Source organism: Maritimimonas sp. 2304DJ26-3 (assembly GCF_056591635.1).
Genome location: NZ_JBWQOK010000001.1, coordinates 196,517 through 216,373, shown reverse-complemented (window position 1 = coordinate 216,373; position 19,857 = coordinate 196,517). Strand labels below are relative to the sequence as shown.

22 protein-coding genes are annotated in these 19,857 nt (G+C 31.7%); 8 read left to right on the top strand and 14 right to left on the bottom strand.

What is annotated here, in order from left to right; translation table 11 throughout:
* Positions 1-22: 22 nt before the first annotated feature.
* The 7 genes from atpB to AC1EUV_RS00995 form a co-directional block, all read right to left on the bottom strand.
* Positions 23-1,168, bottom strand: a complete 1,146-nt coding sequence (atpB, locus tag AC1EUV_RS01025; RefSeq protein ID WP_480196795.1) for a F0F1 ATP synthase subunit A — start codon at positions 1,166-1,168, stop codon at positions 23-25.
* Positions 1,169-1,264: 96 nt separating this feature from the next.
* The gene (locus AC1EUV_RS01020) at positions 1,265-1,651 is read right to left on the bottom strand and encodes a DUF6168 family protein (RefSeq protein WP_480196794.1); all 387 of its coding nucleotides are present in this window, start codon (positions 1,649-1,651) and stop codon (positions 1,265-1,267) included.
* A gap of 3 nt (positions 1,652-1,654) precedes the next feature.
* Positions 1,655-1,897, bottom strand: coding sequence for an AtpZ/AtpI family protein (locus AC1EUV_RS01015; RefSeq protein ID WP_480196793.1), 243 nt, complete (start codon positions 1,895-1,897; stop codon positions 1,655-1,657).
* Positions 1,848-2,267, bottom strand: a complete 420-nt coding sequence (locus tag AC1EUV_RS01010) for a bactofilin family protein (RefSeq protein WP_480196792.1) — start codon at positions 2,265-2,267, stop codon at positions 1,848-1,850. The genes AC1EUV_RS01015 and AC1EUV_RS01010 overlap by 50 nt, the downstream gene beginning before the upstream one ends.
* A 40-nt stretch (positions 2,268-2,307) precedes the next feature.
* Positions 2,308-4,584, bottom strand: coding sequence for a type IX secretion system periplasmic lipoprotein PorW/SprE (gene porW, locus AC1EUV_RS01005; RefSeq protein WP_480196791.1), 2,277 nt, complete (start codon positions 4,582-4,584; stop codon positions 2,308-2,310).
* A 110-nt stretch (positions 4,585-4,694) separates the two neighbouring features.
* Positions 4,695-5,393 carry an ABC transporter ATP-binding protein gene (locus AC1EUV_RS01000; protein ID WP_480196790.1) on the bottom strand — a complete coding sequence of 233 codons (699 nt, stop codon included), beginning with the start codon at positions 5,391-5,393 and terminating at the stop codon, positions 4,695-4,697.
* Between the two features lie 16 nt (positions 5,394-5,409).
* Positions 5,410-6,879, bottom strand: a complete 1,470-nt coding sequence (locus AC1EUV_RS00995) for a DUF5687 family protein (RefSeq protein WP_480196789.1) — start codon at positions 6,877-6,879, stop codon at positions 5,410-5,412.
* 62 nt (positions 6,880-6,941) lie between these two features.
* On the opposite strand from AC1EUV_RS00995, the gene nudK reads away from it, so the two are divergent.
* Complete coding sequence (nudK, locus tag AC1EUV_RS00990) at positions 6,942-7,523, top strand: GDP-mannose pyrophosphatase NudK (protein WP_480196788.1); 582 nt, start codon at positions 6,942-6,944, stop codon at positions 7,521-7,523.
* Positions 7,524-7,526: 3 nt separating this feature from the next.
* Here nudK and AC1EUV_RS00985 read toward each other — a convergent pair whose 3' ends face one another.
* From AC1EUV_RS00985 to pheS, 3 genes are read right to left on the bottom strand one after another with little or no spacing between them, the layout of a single operon-like run.
* Positions 7,527-8,705, bottom strand: a complete 1,179-nt coding sequence (locus AC1EUV_RS00985) for an AIR synthase related protein (RefSeq protein WP_480196787.1) — start codon at positions 8,703-8,705, stop codon at positions 7,527-7,529.
* On the bottom strand, positions 8,705-9,142 hold the full coding sequence (locus tag AC1EUV_RS00980; protein ID WP_480196786.1) for a retropepsin-like aspartic protease: 438 nt from the start codon (positions 9,140-9,142) through the stop codon (positions 8,705-8,707). The genes AC1EUV_RS00985 and AC1EUV_RS00980 overlap by 1 nt, the downstream gene beginning before the upstream one ends.
* Positions 9,143-9,146: 4 nt before the next feature.
* The gene (pheS, locus tag AC1EUV_RS00975; RefSeq protein ID WP_480196785.1) at positions 9,147-10,166 is read right to left on the bottom strand and encodes a phenylalanine--tRNA ligase subunit alpha; all 1,020 of its coding nucleotides are present in this window, start codon (positions 10,164-10,166) and stop codon (positions 9,147-9,149) included.
* Between the two features lie 211 nt (positions 10,167-10,377).
* Between pheS and gdhA the strand changes: the two genes are divergently transcribed.
* The 4 genes from gdhA (at position 10,378) to AC1EUV_RS00955 (ending at position 13,790) form a co-directional block, all read left to right on the top strand.
* Positions 10,378-11,721, top strand: a complete 1,344-nt coding sequence (gene gdhA, locus AC1EUV_RS00970) for an NADP-specific glutamate dehydrogenase (protein ID WP_480196784.1) — start codon at positions 10,378-10,380, stop codon at positions 11,719-11,721.
* Positions 11,722-11,808: 87 nt separating this feature from the next.
* Entirely contained in the window at positions 11,809-12,207 is a 399-nt protein-coding gene (locus tag AC1EUV_RS00965; protein WP_480196783.1) for an ACT domain-containing protein, read from the top strand.
* A 5-nt stretch (positions 12,208-12,212) separates the two neighbouring features.
* Positions 12,213-13,307, top strand: coding sequence for a DNA polymerase IV (gene dinB, locus AC1EUV_RS00960; RefSeq protein WP_480196782.1), 1,095 nt, complete (start codon positions 12,213-12,215; stop codon positions 13,305-13,307).
* A gap of 48 nt (positions 13,308-13,355) precedes the next feature.
* Entirely contained in the window at positions 13,356-13,790 is a 435-nt protein-coding gene (locus AC1EUV_RS00955; protein WP_480196781.1) for a DUF6146 family protein, read from the top strand.
* 54 nt (positions 13,791-13,844) lie between these two features.
* On the opposite strand, the gene pckA is transcribed toward AC1EUV_RS00955, so the two are convergent.
* Positions 13,845-15,455: a phosphoenolpyruvate carboxykinase (ATP) gene (gene pckA / locus AC1EUV_RS00950; protein WP_480196780.1), complete on the bottom strand. Its 1,611-nt coding sequence runs from the start codon at positions 15,453-15,455 to the stop codon at positions 13,845-13,847.
* Positions 15,456-15,537: 82 nt separating this feature from the next.
* Complete coding sequence (locus AC1EUV_RS00945; RefSeq protein WP_480196779.1) at positions 15,538-15,912, bottom strand: DUF423 domain-containing protein; 375 nt, start codon at positions 15,910-15,912, stop codon at positions 15,538-15,540.
* A gap of 70 nt (positions 15,913-15,982) precedes the next feature.
* On the opposite strand from AC1EUV_RS00945, the gene AC1EUV_RS00940 reads away from it, so the two are divergent.
* The 3 genes from AC1EUV_RS00940 (at position 15,983) to AC1EUV_RS00930 (ending at position 18,577) form a co-directional block, all read left to right on the top strand.
* Positions 15,983-16,204: a putative signal transducing protein gene (locus tag AC1EUV_RS00940; RefSeq protein WP_480196778.1), complete on the top strand. Its 222-nt coding sequence runs from the start codon at positions 15,983-15,985 to the stop codon at positions 16,202-16,204.
* Between the two features lie 64 nt (positions 16,205-16,268).
* A complete protein-coding gene (locus AC1EUV_RS00935; RefSeq protein WP_480196777.1) occupies positions 16,269-17,639 on the top strand; it encodes a saccharopine dehydrogenase family protein in 1,371 nt (456 codons plus the stop codon).
* Entirely contained in the window at positions 17,636-18,577 is a 942-nt protein-coding gene (locus AC1EUV_RS00930) for an aldo/keto reductase (RefSeq protein ID WP_480196776.1), read from the top strand. Before AC1EUV_RS00935 ends, AC1EUV_RS00930 begins: the two co-directional genes overlap by 4 nt.
* Positions 18,578-18,579: 2 nt before the next feature.
* On the opposite strand, the gene AC1EUV_RS00925 is transcribed toward AC1EUV_RS00930, so the two are convergent.
* Together AC1EUV_RS00925 and rimM are read right to left on the bottom strand one after the other, a co-directional pair.
* A complete protein-coding gene (locus AC1EUV_RS00925) occupies positions 18,580-19,293 on the bottom strand; it encodes a tRNA1(Val) (adenine(37)-N6)-methyltransferase (protein WP_480196775.1) in 714 nt (237 codons plus the stop codon).
* Positions 19,286-19,816: a ribosome maturation factor RimM gene (gene rimM, locus AC1EUV_RS00920; protein ID WP_480196774.1), complete on the bottom strand. Its 531-nt coding sequence runs from the start codon at positions 19,814-19,816 to the stop codon at positions 19,286-19,288. The genes AC1EUV_RS00925 and rimM overlap by 8 nt, the downstream gene beginning before the upstream one ends.
* Positions 19,817-19,857: the final 41 nt, after the last annotated feature.

The following is a 19,857-nucleotide window of genomic DNA, read 5'->3' as shown; positions in this document are numbered from 1 at the left end:
AAAAATTAAACATTCAATTTTTCTAGTGAGCATGTGCTTCTTCATGATGGTCGTGCTCTTCAGAAGCAAAACCAAAATATAAAGCTGAAAGCATAGTAAATATATATGCTTGCAATAATGCTACTAAGACTTCAATTAGTGAAATAGCAAAGGCCAATAAAAATGACATTGGGCTACCTAACCAATTCTTAAATAAAAACATTAAACCGATTAAACTCATTAGTACAATGTGGCCTGCTTGCATGTTAGCGTACAAACGAATCAATAATGAAAATGGTTTAATGAAAATACCTAATACCTCAATCGGAATTAGTATAATATATAAAGGAAGTTTACCATACCAAGGCATAGAATCTCCTAAAGGATCAAAGATGTGTTTCCAATAATCTTTTGTTCCTGTAAAATTTGTAATCAAAAATGTTAACAAGGCTAAAGCTACAGTTACAGCAATATTACCTGTAACATTGACGCCTAGTGGTGTTAAACCAAACATATTTAAAAACCAAATAAAGAAAAAGATGGTCAATAAATATGGCATGTATCTTTTGTACTTCTTTTCACCAATATTTGGGATAGCAATATCATCACGTATGTAAAGTATAATAGGCTCGAAGAATCTACCTACACCTTTTGCAATACTATTATTTTTAGCATATGATTTAGCTAAGCCAGCAAACAACAAGTACATTAATAATGAAGTAAGTAACATCATTATGACACTCTTAGTCATTGAAAAATCAAAGGGCTTAACATTTGTTGGGTGGTGTTCTGCATCGTAGTTTATAGTGCCAGCTGCATCTGTTTTATAGATCTTATTGTGGTATAATTTATAATAGTTACCATTGTGCTCAGCAACTGTTTCACCATGATGAAATTTTGATGATGAAAATACTTGCAAACCATTATCCCAAAGAATAATAGGCAGAGGAAAACCTATATATTTTTTTGAACCATCTTCATTTTTTAATGAAAATAAGCTAAAATCGTATGAGTCTTGAAGGTGGTGTTTAATATATTCTTGACGTTCTTTTTTTTCGATTTCTTTCTGGCTTAACTGAACAGTATCTTTGCTTTCTTCTTTATGATCTTCTTCATGTTGAGCATTCGCCGAAAATGTTGTAACTACAAATAAAACAGTAAGTAACTTTAATAAAAATTTTCCTTGCATATCACACAAATAATATAGTGTCTTAAAAATCCGTGCAAAGGTACTGTTTTAAATTAAAAACAAAAAAGAAAATTAGTTGTTTATTCTAAATAATTTTTAGGAAAGTTTGTTCAACATTTTTGTAAGTTCGAATACCTCAATAGCCAAACAAGTTAGATACGGAATAAAAAAAGTAGTAAACTCTAAAGTACTCATTTTTTGGTCACTAGAATATTCAGGATAGAAAAAGAGAAAGAATATAATAAACTTTAAAAAACTAGCTCCCATAAATAGAAAACCGAGTTGATTTTTAAGCTTTTCTTTATATTGAAAGAGCAGGATGAATGTACCTAAAGCTATAATAAAATTAACCAAATATGCTAGAATAATCTTATTTTCGAAGAGAGGTAAATTTTTGAAGCTTAGAATTGTTATATGAAACCCAAAAACAATTAATAATATAATAGACAGGCCTAAAGTAAACTTAGTAATTGATTTATCCATAAACTATTGATCGTTTAGTTTCTTAAGCTGTCGATTAATATTCCAAATAGAAATAATAGTTGCTAAAAGAATAAGTACAAGGGTAAATACCTTTTTTTCCATTTGATAATAGGCATCCAGCCTTCTACCCAAGTAGCCAGCTAAGTAAATTGTAGCGCCCATTTGAAATGCAATACCCGTAAACTGAACGTATTTTTTAAGCGGTTTGTTCGGCTTGCGATTTGGCGACGGTTGGTCGTTGCTCATTTTTTAGTGCTTTTACTGAACCTTTCATGTTACAAGAAGCATTAAATGTAGCTCCTGGCTCTACCGAAAGTTTGCCTAAAATAACTTCGCCAGAAATGTTCGCAGTAGACTTTAATGATAATAATTGATCTACAGTTAGGTTACCAGAAAATTTACCTTCAATATCAGCATTGGTACATTCAATGGTTCCATCAACCGATCCAGCTTGACCAATCACAACTCTACCATTTGTCTTTATTGTACCTTGTACTTTGCCGTCAATTCTAAAATCACCGTCAGATTTAATATCGCCAACAAACGAAGTGTTCTTGCCAATAATGTTTCTTTCTAGCGTTTGGCCACCTGGTGCTGATCTTTTTTCAGAAAACATAATTTTAAATTTAAAGTTTAACTCCTATTTTACTCTATACTTAATTCTTTTTCTTTTGGGGAGTGACTAAACTTTTCTTTTCTATAGTATTTTTGTTTGTTTCAGTTGGGCTCTTATTAAAACCAGATAGAATTTTTACCGCATGCTTACCTTCTTCTGTATTTGGATAATTCAATGCTACAAAATCTAATGCCTCTCTAAAAGCATCTTTGCCTTGGGTTTTCATTAAGAGATATGCCTTAAGCAATTCAAATTTAGGAATAATAGGTAGATCCTCAAACTGTTTTAATGCTTTTTCTGTTTTTTCTAATGCACGATTATAATGTTCGTAATCATAATCACAATAAACATCATTATAAAAACCCTCTGGTGTATTTTTTTCGTCAATAAATGTAAGAGCTTCATCCGGATTCAAAATAATTTTTGAATACCTTGAGTCTGGATAATTATTAACGATTTCGTCTTGGTATTTATTACTCTTTACAGGGTCAATATTTTCATAAATTTTATAAAGATGGTATTTAATAGGTAATATTAGATTTTCCTTTGGTGGAAAAGTTAATAGTTTTTCTAAACGTTCAGCAGCCAATTCATACTCGTTAAATTGTTCTTTGTAAGACAAGCCTAACTGGTAATAAGCATCATTTCTAATATCTTTAATACTGTCGAGTGTAGCTTCTTCTTTTGGAATACGATTTAGATAATATTCAAGATTAAATTTTTGAGAATCATCTATAGTATTTTGAGTTATCAGATTGTTACTTTGGTTACCGATAGAAAAGGAACTTTTATCTGATAAGCGCCAATTGTCTTCTAAAGGACGATTACCCCAAATCTTTCTAAATTCTTGTTTCCCGAAACCAGAAACCCGAACGTTATAAAAGTAAAATTTACCTCCAGAGTTACTATCTTTTGAACTATCATCAGTAATATTTCCAAATCCTGAATTCTGAGCTAGTGCCTCCTCTTTTCGCTTGGCCTCTTCGGCTTCAGCTTTTAGTTTATCAATATGATCTTGGTAATATTCTTTCTGAGCATCATTTGATAACGAAGAAACGTATAAGATACTATCATTTATCTGTGCAATATTTTCATAAAGAATTACTTCATCTAGACTTTTACGTTTACGTACCAGACGGCGTATTCTTTTGGTGTTTTCATTTTCGGCAATGTTTAAAACACTATCATAATAAGATCCAGCTAATTGAAACTGGGCTTTATCAAAATATACATTTCCTAAGGCTTCATACGTTAATTCCTGCTGATATGGCTTAGTATCTTTAGCTCTTAACGACTTGTTAAAGTCTTCAATTGCTACAGAGTCGTTTTTATTTGCCAATTCGATCAATCCTGTTTGATAATACAATTCATCTAGGTAAGGACGATTATCTCTATCCTTAATTAGTCTGTATAAGTTTTTAAGCACTAATTCTGTACTGTCTGTATCGCTATAATTTTTTGCTCTATCAATTTCTGCATGAATTCTATAACGATATGGCGCTTTCTTAAAATTGATCAATGCTTTGAAAGCCATATTTGACGAATCGATTTTTTGTTGCTGACGATATAGTTGCCCTAAAATAAAAAGGTTACGCGCTTTTTGTTTCGGATTAACAGAAAAGAAAACAGCACTATCTAAATGTTTTATTACTAAATGAGTGCTGTCTAAAGATTGATAGGCCTGAGCAGTTGCTATATGAGCGTTTTCAATAATATTTAGAGGAGCGTTGTCATTCTTTAATAGGATACCCAATGTTTCTAAAGCTAATTTTTCATTTTGCAAACGAATGAGCGTTTTGGCCTGCCATACTTTAGTTTCATCTCTTAAGTCAAAATCTGTATAAGTACCTAATATGAAATTAAAAGCCTCTAGAGCCGGAACAAATCGTTGAGAGTAGTATCGAGTTTTACCTAATAATAGATAAGCATCATCAATTTGTTTATTACGCTCACGCCCATTAATGTCCATCGAATGTTTTTGGACGGCTTTAATAGCTTTTAATTCTGCTCTTTCAAAACCTTGTACATTATCTTCTTTTATTTCTTTTTTCTGACCAGGTAAAACCGGAGCTTCTAATTTTTCTTCTTCGATTTTTAAAGGTTCTATTGGAAGAACTTCCCAAAAATTATCATTGTACTGATCATCAATTTGCTGTTTGGCTTGATCATAAGCAACTTGACCATTATATAGTACATTGTACTTGGTAGTAAGTGAGTGAAAACCACGATTTAAAAAGGCATCTTTTTTAGTTGAGCAACCAATAAAAATGAGAAGAATGCTACTAAAAATTAGGCCGGAGAAAAAACCTTTTTTCAAAATTATAAATGAGTTTACTTCTTTAACTTAATTCATTGAGAATTATTGCTGTTAAAAGTGTAAAAATACAAATAAAAATGTAGAAGCTTTTTGCCAATTAATAAACTTGGTTAAACAGAAAAATGACTTTCTAATTCTTTTAACGTTTCTGTAGATGTTTTAATATCTTTTACAACTTCACCTTTTTCTAAAACAACTATGCGCTCACATACTTCGGTTACGTGACTTAGGTCATGACTTGAGATCAAGACGGTCACCTCTCGATTATCGGTTAGTGTTTTAATAATTTTCTTTAGTCTAATCTGAGTAGTAGGGTCTAAATTAGCGAATGGTTCATCTAAAATTACTACTTCTGGGTTACCCATCATAGCAGCTACAATACCTGCTTTTTTCTGATTACCTTTAGATAAATCACGCAGGTATTTTTTCTTTCCTAAAATTTCTCCGTTAAAGAATTCTTCGAATTGTGCTAAAAAAGATGAAACATCTGCCTTGTTCATACCGCGTAGATCACCAATAAAGTCAAAATATTCTTCAGGAGTTAAATAAGTGATTAAAAAGCTTTCATCTATGAATGACCCTGTATACGTTTTCCATTCTTCACTCTTATTTACGGTGATTCCATTATTAGTTATTTCACCTGTAGAAGGTCTAATTAAATCTAGTAATAAATTAAAATATGTAGTTTTTCCTGCTCCATTATTTCCAACTAGACCAAAACTTTGTCCTTTAGGTATTTCTAGTGATTTTATATTTAAAACAGTAGTTTCTTTACTGTATTTTTTTGTAATGTTTTTAGTAAATATCATATTAGTTTTTGATTGATTATGATTTTTGTTCGAATGCGTTAATTGCATCATACTTATCACGGATATATTTTTTTTCTATTAGGTCCATAAAATAATTCCTAAAGATTAGCCCAGCAATCCCTACAATAGCTATAGCAGCTACACCAGCATTGAAGCTAATAAGCTTGCTGAAAATCCAAAAGATTAAAACTGGGAATATCATTAATGGAATAATGATAATAAACTGTGTAGCACTGGTTCCTTGCATATTAGAAAATCCACTCTTTTCTAAATCAATACGTTTTCTATTAAACGAACCGGCATATAATAAAAACAGAGAATTAAATCCAATATTAAAAATTGCCCCGGCAGTAATCATCAAAAAAATATTTAAACCATAATAGAGGTATGGTAAACTCATAAAATAAAGAATGCCTGTCATAGAAACCATTAAAAACCATTTGCTTTCTAAAAATTTTCGATAACGTATATTTTGACTCATCAACATCTTATAATGAGAACTATCCCAAGCTGGAATGAATTGACCATAGTTCAAAGCAAAACCACCAGTAACAAATAAAGCAGCAAACAATAAAAAACCTGGCATTTTATCTCTATACAAAGGGTTGTCAAAAAAGATCAATCCATAAAATAGAAACACAAAAGACATAAAGAATAATGTTTTAGTTCTTTTATTACGCCAAATTAATCTGATGTCGTTTTTTATAAAAGGAGCCACATCTCCCAATCTATCAGCCCATGCTAATTCTGCTGTATTTGCTTCTTTAACTTTTGTAGCTATGGCATCATCTAAATAGACTTTTGTTTTAAGTAATTTGTAGTTTATATAATATAAAATGATAGATAATAGAAAAGGAATAATAGCTAATATAGGGTTGTTTATAAATGCATTAAATATCTTTTTGCTATAAACTGTACTGTCGAAAATATTATAATTTTGTAGTGCAATAAGCGTAATCGTTGCTACAGCAATTATCCAAAATGCGATATTATTTTTATTAATTAAAAAGTTCAGGAAATTAATTGCTTGAATTATAAAGAATATTGCAAATAACCACCCTAATACACCATTAATATTATAGCCTTCTTTTATTAGAACGAACGCGAAAGGAACGTAAAAGAATAAACCTAGAATATTAAAAAAAGAAAAACTTGATTTTGCTAATACATAATGAACTAATTTACTTTTTTTAACAGGCAAAGCTAAAAAAGGCTTAATATTCATAATTGGTAATTTTTGCATCAGATAACGAAAAATCAAATCACCTAAAAGTGCAAAAATTAAAAATGAATTAACTATTTGTAGAGGATCTTTACCTGGAAATTGTTCCTTAATAAGATAATATCCACCAATACCAACTGCCAAAAAAGAGATGATAAAATAAATGGCAAAAAACCCCATAAGGATCTTCAATGCAATACCAGTTTGCCAATATGAGGAACGGAAATATTGTTTCCACTCTAATTTAAGAAAGTGTGAAATCATTTGAGTTGTTTTGAAGTATATGTATTGAATTATCGTATTTTGTTACACAAGAAATTTGATTTATGCAAAATAATAAGATTAAAAATTTAAGGAAAGAGATACTTTCAGATAATTGGTATGTATTACGAAAATTATATTTTGATTATCAAAAAAATGATGGTACTTGGGAATCGCAAGAACGAGAGGCTTATGATAGAGGAAATGGCGCCACTATATTACTTTATAATAAACAAGAACAATCAGTAATACTTACCAAGCAATTTAGAGCACCAACTTACATAAATGGTAATAGTACAGGAATGCTTATAGAAGCATGTGCTGGATTATTAGATAATAATAACCCAGAAGACTGTATTATAAAAGAAACAGAAGAAGAAACGGGCTACCATTTATCGTCAGTTGAAAAAGTTTTTGAATCATATATGTCGCCAGGTTCTGTTACAGAAATTTTATACTTTTTTATTGCTCAGTATGATCATGGTATGAAAAAAAGTGTTGGAGGAGGAGCTGATTACGAACAAGAAGAGATTGAAGTGTTAGAATTACATATAGATGAAGCTATGGAAATGATTAAAACAGGAGAGATAAAAGACGCCAAAACAATAATGCTACTGCAGTATGTTAAGCTTCAAAAAATTTTATAAAGACTAATAAATGAGCTCACCAAATTCGCTTGAAATAGTCAGTTTTTTCTTGTCTGAAAATTCCACTCGTCCAATAATCTGAGCATCCACATTGTAACTCTTTGAGATGTCGATAATGTTTTGTGCTACTTCTTTAGGAACATATAATTCCATTCTATGACCACAGTTAAATACTTGGTACATTTCTCTCCAATCAGTATTCGATTGCTCCTGAATTAATTTAAATAAAGGAGGTATCTCAAAAAGATTATCTTTTATAATATGAAGATTGTCTATAAAATGTAAAATCTTGGTTTGAGCACCACCACTACAATGCACCATGCCATGAATTTCTTTAGAAGTATATTTAGATAAAATCTCTTTAATAATTGGTGCGTATGTGCGAGTAGGTGAAAGCACCAATTTACCAGCATCAATCGGAGAATTCTCAATGTCGTCTGTTAATTTTGTTTTACCGGAATACACCAAATGGTTAGGAACTGAATCATCAAAACTCTCAGGATATTTTTCGGTTAAATAGTTATGAAATACATCATGGCGAGCAGATGTTAATCCGTTACTACCCATACCGCCATTGTATTCACTTTCATAAGTTGCTTGCCCAAAAGAAGCTAAGCCAACGATTACATCACCAGCTTTAATGTTTGCATTATCTATAACGTCACTACGTTTCATTCGTGCAGTGACAGTAGAGTCAACAATAATTGTGCGTACTAGGTCTCCAACATCTGCCGTTTCTCCACCAGTTGAATGAATTGTAATTCCAAATTTTCTTAAATCAGCTAATAATTCTTCTGTACCATTAATAATTGCTGATAATACTTCGCCAGGAATTAGATTTTTATTTCTACCAATTGTAGAAGATAATAGAATGTTGTCTGTGGCGCCAACACATAAAAGATCATCAATATTCATGATTAAAGCATCCTGAGCAATTCCCTTCCAGACTGATAGATCACCAGTTTCCTTCCAGTACATATATGCCAATGAAGATTTTGTACCTGCACCATCAGCATGCATTACTACACAATGCTCTTGACTATCAGTTAAATAATCAGGAATTATTTTGCAAAATGCTTTAGGAAATAAACCCTTATCTATATTTTTTATAGCATTATGAACATCTTCTTTTGCAGCAGAAACACCACGAAGTTTATAACGATTATCTGATGAATTGCTCATTACTTAGAAAGGTATAGTCTTTTTTTGTTATAATCGATAATTGCTTTTCCGCGCTCTAAAATATCAGCACCTAAAATGCCATTAACAGGTTTGGCCTTTTGTTTTACCAAAGCATTATTTATGTGTGATAGATCAAGTAAAACTAGATTCACTTTTTTTAACTTAAACCCATCGATACTTACTTTATTATTTTGAGATAACTGAGTTTCTATTTCAGCATTGCCAGCACCAGTAGCTTTATGCTCTGATTCTTCGGTTGCAAGATCAAAAAGTTCAGCTTCCTCAAAACCAACACAAGAATTTGATGCGCCAGTATCAATAATAAAGCGTCCTTTTTTACCATTTATTTCGGCCTTCAATTCGAAGTGATTGGTCTTTGTCTTTTTTAGCTTGATAGAATGGTATCCTTGTTTCTCCAGATGTTTTTTTAATGCCATTATCTTAAATAACAGATTTAAACTGACTTAAAAAACGCACATCATTTTCAAATAGCATTCTAATATCTGGTATTTGATAAAGTAACATGGCGATACGCTCGATACCCATTCCAAAAGCAAATCCACTATACGTTGAAGGGTCAATATTGCAGTTCTGCAAAACATTTGGATCTACCATACCACAGCCCATAATTTCTAACCAACCAGTACCTTTTGTAATACGATAATCAGTTTCGGTTTTTAAGCCCCAATAAATATCTACTTCAGCACTTGGTTCTGTAAAAGGAAAATAAGAAGGACGTAACCGAATCTTAGATTTACCAAACATTTCTTTAGTAAAATATAATAAGGTCTGCTTTAGATCTGCAAAAGAAACATCAGTATCAATGTACAAACCTTCTACCTGGTGAAAAATGCAATGCGAACGTGCAGAGATGTCTTCATTTCTAAATACACGGCCAGGAGAAATGGTTCGTATCGGAGGTTCATTGTTTTCCATATAACGTACTTGAACCGATGAGGTATGTGTACGCAACAAAATATCTGGATCTTGCTCTATAAAAAACGTATCTTGCATATCGCGAGCTGGATGATATTCTGGTAAATTTAAAGCTGTAAAGTTGTGCCAATCATCTTCAATTTCCGGTCCTTCTGAAACGATAAATCCTATACGTGAAAATACATCAACAATTTGATTTTTTACAATCGAAATTGGGTGACGCGAACCTAACTCTAAAGGTTCGGCAGGTTTTGTTAGATCACCATATATACTTTTCTCTTCTGTATTGTTTTCTAAAGCTTCTTTTAGTAGGATTACTTTTTCTTCAGCAGCTTTTTTTAAGGTATTAATTGTTTGTCCAAATTCTTTTTTCTGCTCATTTGGAATATTCTTGAACTCAGTAAATAATTCTTTTAAGATACCTTTACTACCTAAGTATTTTATTCTGAATGCTTCTACTTCTTCTTTTGAAGTTGTGTGAAAAACATTTACCTCGCCAATCAATTCTTTTACCTTATCTAACATCAGTTAACGTCAAAAATTTAAACGGCAAATTTACGTTTTTTTGTTTACAAAAAATCTATTTTTTTAAACGATTTCTAATAGCTATAGCATTAGATTTCAAACGTTTTCGTTAGGGTTAAATAAATTTATTTTTTGAATTGAGATATTGTGAATTTGACTACATTTGCATTCATAATCTGATAAAAAACACTTTAAATAATCATATTAAATTATGGAATCGAAAATAAATGCCTTCATGAACCTTGTTAAAAAACGGAATGGTCATGAACCTGAATTTTTACAAGCAGTCCAAGAGGTGGCAGAAACAGTTATCCCTTATATAGCTAAGAACGATATTTATGACGGGAAAAACATTTTATTAAGAATGGTTGAACCTGAGCGACTTATTTCTTTTCGAGTAAGTTGGGTTGATGATAATGGAGAAATACAAGTTAATAGGGGGTATCGTGTTCAAATGAATTCTGCAATTGGCCCATATAAAGGAGGTTTACGTTTTCACCCAACAGTAAATGCAAGTATCTTAAAATTTTTAGCTTTTGAGCAAGTATTTAAAAACTCGTTAACTACCTTACCTATGGGTGGAGGTAAGGGAGGTTCAGATTTCGACCCTAAAGGAAAATCTGATAACGAAATAATGCGTTTTTGCCATGCATTTATGAGTGAATTATTTAGACATATTGGTCATAATACTGATGTACCTGCTGGTGATATTGGTGTAGGTGGTAGAGAAATAGGTTTTCTTTTTGGTCAGTATAAGAAATTAAAAAACGAGTTTACAGGTGTTTTAACTGGTAAAGGTGCATCATGGGGTGGTTCTTTAATACGCCCAGAAGCAACCGGATATGGTGATGTATATTTTGCTGAAAATATGCTAAAAACAAAAGGTGATTCTTTCAAAGATAAAACTGTCGTGATTTCTGGATCGGGTAATGTGGCTCAGTTCGCAGCTGAAAAAGCGACTCAGTTGGGAGGTAAAGTAGTTACTATGTCTGACTCTTCAGGTTATATTTATGACGAGGAGGGTATTGATGCTAGTAAATTAGCATTTATCATGGAGTTAAAAAATGTAAAGAGAGGAAGAATTAATGAATATGCTGACAAATATTCTTCAGTTAAGTTTTTTAAAGGAGAAAAACCTTGGGGTACTAAATGCGATATTGCCTTGCCTTGTGCGACTCAAAACGAATTAGATGGTGACGCAGCTAAAACTTTAGTAGCGAACGGATGTATTTGTGTAGCAGAGGGTGCTAATATGCCTTCTACTCCAGAAGCAATTCATGAATTTCAAAAAGCGAAAATTTTATTTGCTCCAGGAAAAGCGTCAAATGCCGGTGGTGTTGCTACATCAGGATTAGAAATGAGTCAAAACTCATTACGTTTAAGCTGGACGAGAAAAGAAGTTGATGATAAATTAAAGCAAATCATGGAGGATATTCATGATTCATGTGTAAAATATGGTACGCAAGATGATGGTTCTGTAGATTACATTACGGGTGCTAATATCGCAGGGTTTGTAAAAGTTGCAGATGCTATGTTAGCTCAAGGAGTTGTTTAATAAACTTCGATTATATTTTAAAAAAGCGCACCAATTGGTGCGCTTTTCTTTTTTGTATTTTTGAGAAGATAATTATGATATTTCTATATGAGCGGTGAAACAGATTTAAAGACTTTGATTAAGAATATGAATCCTATTCTAAATGAAGGCGAATATGTTTTTACCGTTGTAGAAAATGATCATATCGCTTCGAAAGAAGATATAATAGGAAAATTTGTTGAAAAGGAAGGAATTACATTGATTTTAGAACGAGATAAAGCTGACAAGTTAAATTTAACCTACACTTATATAACTTCTTGGATTACTTTAAAAGTCCATTCATCTTTAGAAGCGGTTGGGCTTACTGCTGCCTTTTCAACTGAACTTGCAAAGTATCATATTAGTTATAACGTTATAGCTGGTTATTATCATGATCATATTTTTGTAGATATGAAAGATGCTAGTAGGGCTTTAGAAGTTTTGAAAAATTTGTCTAATAATATCTAATAAGCTTGGATTCTTTACAGCCTTCATATCGAAAGATAATTCATGTAGATATGGATGCTTTTTATGCTTCTGTTGAGCAATTGGATAATCCAGAGCTAAGAGGTAAACCAGTTGCAGTTGGTGGTGGTGGGAAACGAGGTGTTGTTTCAGCTGCAAGTTACGAAGCTAGAAAATTTGGTGTGCGATCTGCTATGAGTGGCGTTTTGGCTGAAAAAAAATGTCCACATCTAATTTTTGTACGCCCGCGTTTTAAACGTTATAGTGAGATATCAGCTCAAGTTCGTAAGATTTTTTTTGAATTTACAGATTTGGTAGAGCCACTTTCATTAGACGAGGCCTATTTAGATGTTACTGAAAATAAAAAAGGGCATTTGTCTGCAACACTCTTGGCTGAGGAAATTAGAGCAGAAATTTATAAAAAAACAGGATTAAGAGCTTCTGCGGGAATTTCTATCAATAAATTTATTGCCAAAGTTGCCTCAGATATCAATAAACCAAATGGACAAAAAACTATACCGCCTGAAGAAGTAATTGAATTTTTAGAAGAATTAGATATAGTTAAATTTTATGGTGTAGGTAAGGTAACTGCTGCAAAAATGTATAACCTAGGTATTTTTAAAGGAAGAGATCTTAAAGCTAAATCTTTAGAGTTTTTAACGCAACATTTTAAAAAATCAGGAGGCTATTATTATAATATTGTCAGAGGGATACATCATAGTAGAGTTAAAACGGATAGAATAAGAAAGTCTATAGCAGCTGAGCGTACTTTTATGGATAATTTGACTTCTGAGATCTACATGTTAGAAAAACTAGATGATATAGCTGAAGAGCTAGAAAATCGACTTAAAAAATCAAAAATATCAGGAAAAACAGTAACTTTAAAGATGAAATACAGTGATTTTTCATTACAAACACGAAGTAAAACATTACCTTATTTTATTACTGACAAAAACTTGTTATTAGAAACGGTTAAAGAGTTGTTATATCAGGAAAAGGTTAAAAACTCAGTACGTTTATTGGGTATATCAGTGACTAATTTAAATACAAATACTAAAGAAAAAGAAGAAATAATTGATGTGCAGTTAAAATTTGATTTTTAATATAATTTGGAATGTTTTTTGATAATAAATCAATATAAAATTAGTAGTATGAGAAATTTAGTATACATCTTCGCCATTATAAGTTTATTGATTTTTAGTTGTGGTACTCAAAATCAAACAACAGCTTCTTCTGAACAAGCAACAGCAAAGGAAGAACCTGTACGTATTGCTAATGATAGTTTAGAATACGAAGTGATAATTTTTGATATAGGGTTCAATAATTTTTTAAATACTCGAGCAAGACCAATGAATTTTTATTCGCAAGAATTTTTAGAAACACGTAATAGATTTTATGTCACTGAATGGAATATAAGAGCTACTAATCCATCGAGATTTAACCCTAATATCTATGAAAATATTATTGATTATCAATCAAATATTGACTATGGTCTAGAAGTGAACTATAAACTATTTTGGTATTTTCAATTTGCACAGCGTAAGTATAATATACGGCTCGGTAATTTTCGAGTATATGGTACATAAAAAAGAAAGCCTCAAAACTTAAATTTTGAGGCTTTCTTTTTGATATATTTTATTTTAAGCAAAACGTTGAGGCCCGCCTCTACGAATCTCCTCATTCGCAATTGATTCAAATTGAGCAAAATTTTCTCTAAAAGCATTTGATAATTTAAACGCCATTTTATAATAGGCCTCATCATTATTCCAAGAAGCTCTTGGGCTTAATACTTCTGAAGGAACCCCTGGACAATGTCTAGGTTGCGCTACACCAAAGACAGAATGTAAATGATAGTTTTCATAAGAGTACTCCCCTAAATCACCATTAAGTGCAGCGTTAATCATTGCACGTGTATATTTTAACTTCATACGTGTGCCAACTCCATAAGGACCGCCAGTCCATCCAGTATTTACCAACCATACATTTACACCTGCTTCCTTCATCTTTTTACTTAGCATTTCAGCATATTTTGCTGGGTGTAATGGCATAAAAGGTGCGCCAAAACAGGCAGAAAAAGATGGTTGAGGTTCGGTAACTCCTGCCTCAGTACCTGCTACTTTAGCTGTATAACCAGAAATAAAATGATAAGCAGCTTGATTTGGTAATAGTCTTGATATCGGAGGTAGTACTCCAAAAGCATCAGCTGTTAAAAAGAAAATGTTTTTTGGATTTCCAGCCAACGAGGGTTTTTGAATATTATTTATATGATAAATTGGATAACTAACTCGAGTATTTTGAGTAATAGAGATATCTTCGAAGTCTACTTCATCACCATTTTTAAAAATAACATTTTCTAATAGAGCACCAGACTTGATAGCATTAAAAATATCAGGTTCATTTTCCTTGGATAGGTTAATGACTTTAGCATAGCACCCTCCTTCAAAATTAAACACAGTATTTTCATTAGTCCAACCATGCTCGTCGTCACCTATTAATTTTCTATTAGGATCAGCCGATAGCGTAGTTTTGCCTGTGCCAGATAAACCAAAGAAAATGGCAGTTTCTCCGTTGTCTCCGACATTAGCAGAACAATGCATGGGTAATGTATTTTTAAATACAGGTAGAATAAAATTTAGAGCAGAAAAAATACCTTTTTTCATTTCACCAGTATATCCTGTACCACCGATCAAAGCAACTTTTCTGGTAAAATCTAAAATGGCAAAATTATGTTGACGAGTACCATCAATTTTGGCATCTGCCATAAAATTTGGTGCGTTCACAATTGTCCATTCTGGTTCAAAATTTTCTAATTCATTTTCTTCAGGTCTTAAGAACATGTTATATGCAAACATATTTGACCAAGGTAATTCGTTAATTACACGAATATTTAAACGGTAATTTTCATCCGCGCAAGCATAAGCATCACGCACATATAATTCTTTATTAGAAAGATAATCGATTACCTTATTATATAGTTTTTCGAATTTGTCAGAATCAAAGGGAATATTAATATCACCCCACCAAATTTTATCTTTAGTAATATCGTCTTTAACAATAAATCGATCTTTAGGAGAGCGACCAGTAAATTCACCAGTATTAATGGCTAAAGCACCAGTATCAGCCAGTTTGCCTAAGTCCTTTTCTACGGTGATTTTTGTTAAAGTTTTAGGTGAGAGATTCCAATGAGTTGTTGCATTCTTAATACCGTAGTTTTCGAGGGTTCTATCTACGGTTTTCGCAATTTTTTCCATTTAGTTGTGTTAAAGTAAATAGGGGTCAAAAATACACATTATTTTATAACGAAAACGTTTGAAATCTACTTTTATTAACAATTTAGCTAGATTTTTTTAAGAAAGAAATTAGCATAAAACTCCACCCCATAATAAATAATATTCCTCCTAAAGGTGTAATAAACCAAATAGATTTAGCGGCAACATTACCCACTGTAATTAAATAGATTGATCCAGAAAAGAATAAGATTCCAGTAAAAAATAAATAACTAATTATATTTTTTGCTTTTGATGAAAACCCTTTGTATGTATTTACAAAAAGGAGTACCAATACATGATACATTTGATAACGAACAGCAGTTTCAAAATTTTTTAAAGCTTCCGGTTCTAAGCTATCTTTTAAGGCATGAGCACCAAAAGCTCCTAAAATAATTGTGAGTGCACCTAAAACATTTGTTATTATAAGGTTTTTCTTCATTTTTTCAATATTGAACGTCAAAATTAAGATAATTATTAAGTTAATTTTTATATTTACTAAAAGAGGTTAGATGTATCAAGATAAAAGTTTAAAAACCGTTTTTACTTCAACTTTTTTGCACGAAGTTCATTTGGCTCAAGCTAAACTTTCAAGTAAAGGAATAAAAAGCTTTATTGTTGATGAACATTTAAATTCAATTATCGGCACTGCATTTATTGAAGGCTACAAATTAAATGTTGATGTTGCAGATTTTGAAGAGGCCAGAACCATTTTGAGCTTGTATAAAACTTGAATAACTTTTTTCCTCTATAATTATTCAAATTTTATACATTCGCTCCAATAATTTTAAAGTTAGAATGAGAAAAATACTAATCATAGGAGCGGGCCGCTCATCTTCATCATTAATTAAGTATTTATTAGATAAATCTATAGAAGAAAACTTAGAAATTATAGTTGGCGATGTTTCTAAAGAAGCCGCGGAAGAACGCATTGATAATCATAAAAACGGTATTGCAGTTGAACTAGATGTTTTTAATGAACAAGCTAGAAAAGAGGCTGTGCAAAATGCAGATATAGTGGTTTCTATGCTGCCAGCTCGATTTCATGTTGAAGTGGCAAAAGATTGTGTTGTTTTTGGTAAACATATGGTGACAGCTTCCTATATTTCTAAAGAAATGAAAGCTTTAGATGATAAAGTAAAAGACAAAGGCTTGGTATTTATGAATGAGATTGGTCTAGACCCTGGTATAGACCATATGAGTGCTATGCAAGTGATAGATAGAATAAGAGATAATGGTGCTAAGATGCTATTGTTTGAATCTTTTACAGGAGGTCTAGTTGCACCAGAGAGCGATACCAATTTATGGAACTATAAATTTACTTGGAATCCTAGAAATGTCGTGTTAGCCGGTCAAGGCGGTGCAGCAATGTTTATACAAGAAGGAACTTATAAATATATACCTTATCATAAACTATTTAGAAGAACAGAGTTTTTAACGGTAAATGGAAGTGGAAAATTTGAAGCTTATGCAAATAGAGATTCTTTAAAGTATAGAAGTATTTATGGGTTAGACGATATACCTACTATGTATCGCGGTACAATTCGTAAAATAGGATTTTCGAGAGCATGGAATGTCTTTGTTCAATTAGGAATGACGGATGATACATATACTATCGAAGATTCTGAAAGCATGAGTTATCGTGATTTTATAAATCTGTTTTTAGCTTATAGTCCCACAGACTCTGTAGAATTAAAATTAAGATCATATTTAAAGATAGATCAAGATGACATTATGTGGGGTAAACTAGAAGAGCTTGATATTTTTAATCCAGATAAGAAAATTGGCATTAAAAACGCAACTCCTGCACAAATGCTTCAAAAGATTTTGATGGATGGTTGGATGCTCAAACCAGATGATAAAGATATGATTGTAATGCAACATAAGTTTGGATACGAGCATAAAGGAGAGAAAAAACAAATAGATAGTAGTTTGGTTGTTATTGGTGAAGATCAAAATTATACTGCTATGGCAAAAACAGTTGGTTTGCCAGTAGCGATAGCGACTTTGAAAATCTTAAACGAAGAAATTACTACACCTGGTGTACAACTACCAATTTCTAAAGAGGTTTATGAACCTATTTTAAAAGAATTGGAAGAATATGGTATTAAGTTTGTAGAAAAGCATGTACCATATTTGGGGTATAACCCTAATAGCGTTACTGGATGAACCTCTTAGGAAAACAACTAATCTATGGTTGTATGGGGCTCGGCGGGGCCTGGGACACTAACCCTATTACAAAAAAGGATTTAATCAAGGCTGAAGCTGCAATTGAGACTGCAATGGCTTGTGGTATTTCATTTTTTGATCATGCAGATATCTATACAAAGGGTAAGGCAGAAATAGTTTTTGGTAACATATTACAGAATAACTCTTCTTTAAGAGATAAAATGATTTTACAGTCTAAGGCTGGAATTCGACATCATGAATTAGGTGATTCTAGTATATATGATCTAAGTAAAGATTATCTTTTGCAACAAGTCGATGTGATTCTTAAAAGATTACAAATAGAGTATTTAGATGTTTTTTTATTGCACAGACCTGATCCGTTAATGAACCCTGAAGAGATAGTAGATACATTTCATACTCTTAAAAAAGAAGGAAAGGTTAATAAATTCGGTGTTAGTAACATGTCAACACATCAGATACAATCAATTCAAAAATATTGGAATGAACCTCTAATCACAAATCAGATTCAGTTGAGTTTAGGACATCCTTTACTTATTGAAACAGGAATTCTTGTCAATAGATTAAATAATTCCGATTTCAATGGAGTAGAAGGGTTGTTAGAATATGCTTACTCAAATAATATGTCTATTCAAGCTTATAGTTCTTTAGATGGAGGTCGATTTACTGGTAATTCTGATTTAACGTTAAATCAAGATAAGCAAGTAATAAATTTGCTAGATGAGTTTTCTGAAAAATATGAAACGACAAAAGAAGCCGTTTTGCTAGCTTGGTTGTTTAAAATCCCTAATGTACAACCTGTTATTGGTACTACTAACGTTCAAAGAATTAAATCTTGCTCAGAAGCATTGAATCTTGAATTATCTCGTAAGGATTGGTATAATTTATGGATAACTGCTAGAGGGGCAAAAATTCCTTAAAATTACATTTTTAAGTAAAAATATTTAACCAGATTAATATAGGATTGAGTGTATTCATGTCGAGATGTTTCTATAATCAATTCTTCAATTTTCTTTTCTCTTTTTTGAAAAGAAAATTCTAATAAACAACGTTTTACATTATTTTTAGGCGTTCCTTTTACATAGCAAACTCGAATAAGATTGAGCTTAAATTTTTTAGCTAACTGAATGAAACTCTTTTCTTCTTTAAAGGGAGTAATTACTGAGAAAGTACCATTTTCAGAAAGGAGTTTAGCTACTGAGTTAAAAAGTGTTTCAAATGATAATGAAGACGTAAATCGTGCTTTATTTCTAGCATCATTTTCCGTTTTATATTCATCATTATAAAAAGGAGGATTACTGACAATTAAATCGTACTTATCATCAATTTCTTCTGCAAATTCTTGTAAAGAAGCATGATAGCAAAATAATCGATCTCCCCAATTTGAAATTTCAAAATTTTCTACAGCTTGCTCATAAGCATTATCATCAATTTCTAAAGCGTCAATAGTTTCGGTAAAACTTCTTTGTGCGAGCTGCAAGGCAATTACACCAGTACCAGTTCCAATATCTAAAATTGAATTCGGATTATGTGCTAAAGAAGCCCATGCGCCAAGCAACACACCATCAGTGCCAATTTTCATAGCGCACCTATCTTGATGAATAGTAAACTCTTTGAATTTAAAAGACTTATTCATTTAGATACATATCTATTAAACCTTCGGGGGTTTCTACAATAATGGTTTTATTTTTTCGATCTACTTTTTTAATAAAATTATCGATCATTGGTATCAATAACTCAATTTCTCCTTTTTTAACTTCAAAAAGAGGTTGAGCGGTAGTATCGTTTATACCAACAATTTCACCAACTTCACCATGGTTGGTATCATTCATTATAAAGCCGATTACTTCATGATAATAGAACTTGTTACCTTCTAGCTTAGGTAGTAGATTAAGAGGTAAATAAACATCATGTTTTAAAATAGATTCAGCCTCGGCTTCAGAATTAATATCTTCAAATTTTACACGAAGCTTATTACCTTTCTGTAATAGGCTTTTTTCAATAAAAAAAGGCAAAATATTTTTACCCATATCTACAAAAACAGCATCCAATTGTTGATATAACTCTGGCTCATCTGTATCTAAAGCGATTACTACTTCACCCTTAAAGCTATGTTTTCTAGCAATTTTTCCCAAATAAAAGCAATCCTTTTTTTGCATAATGTGAAATAAAAAAGCCTGACTAGGTTGTCAGGCTTCAA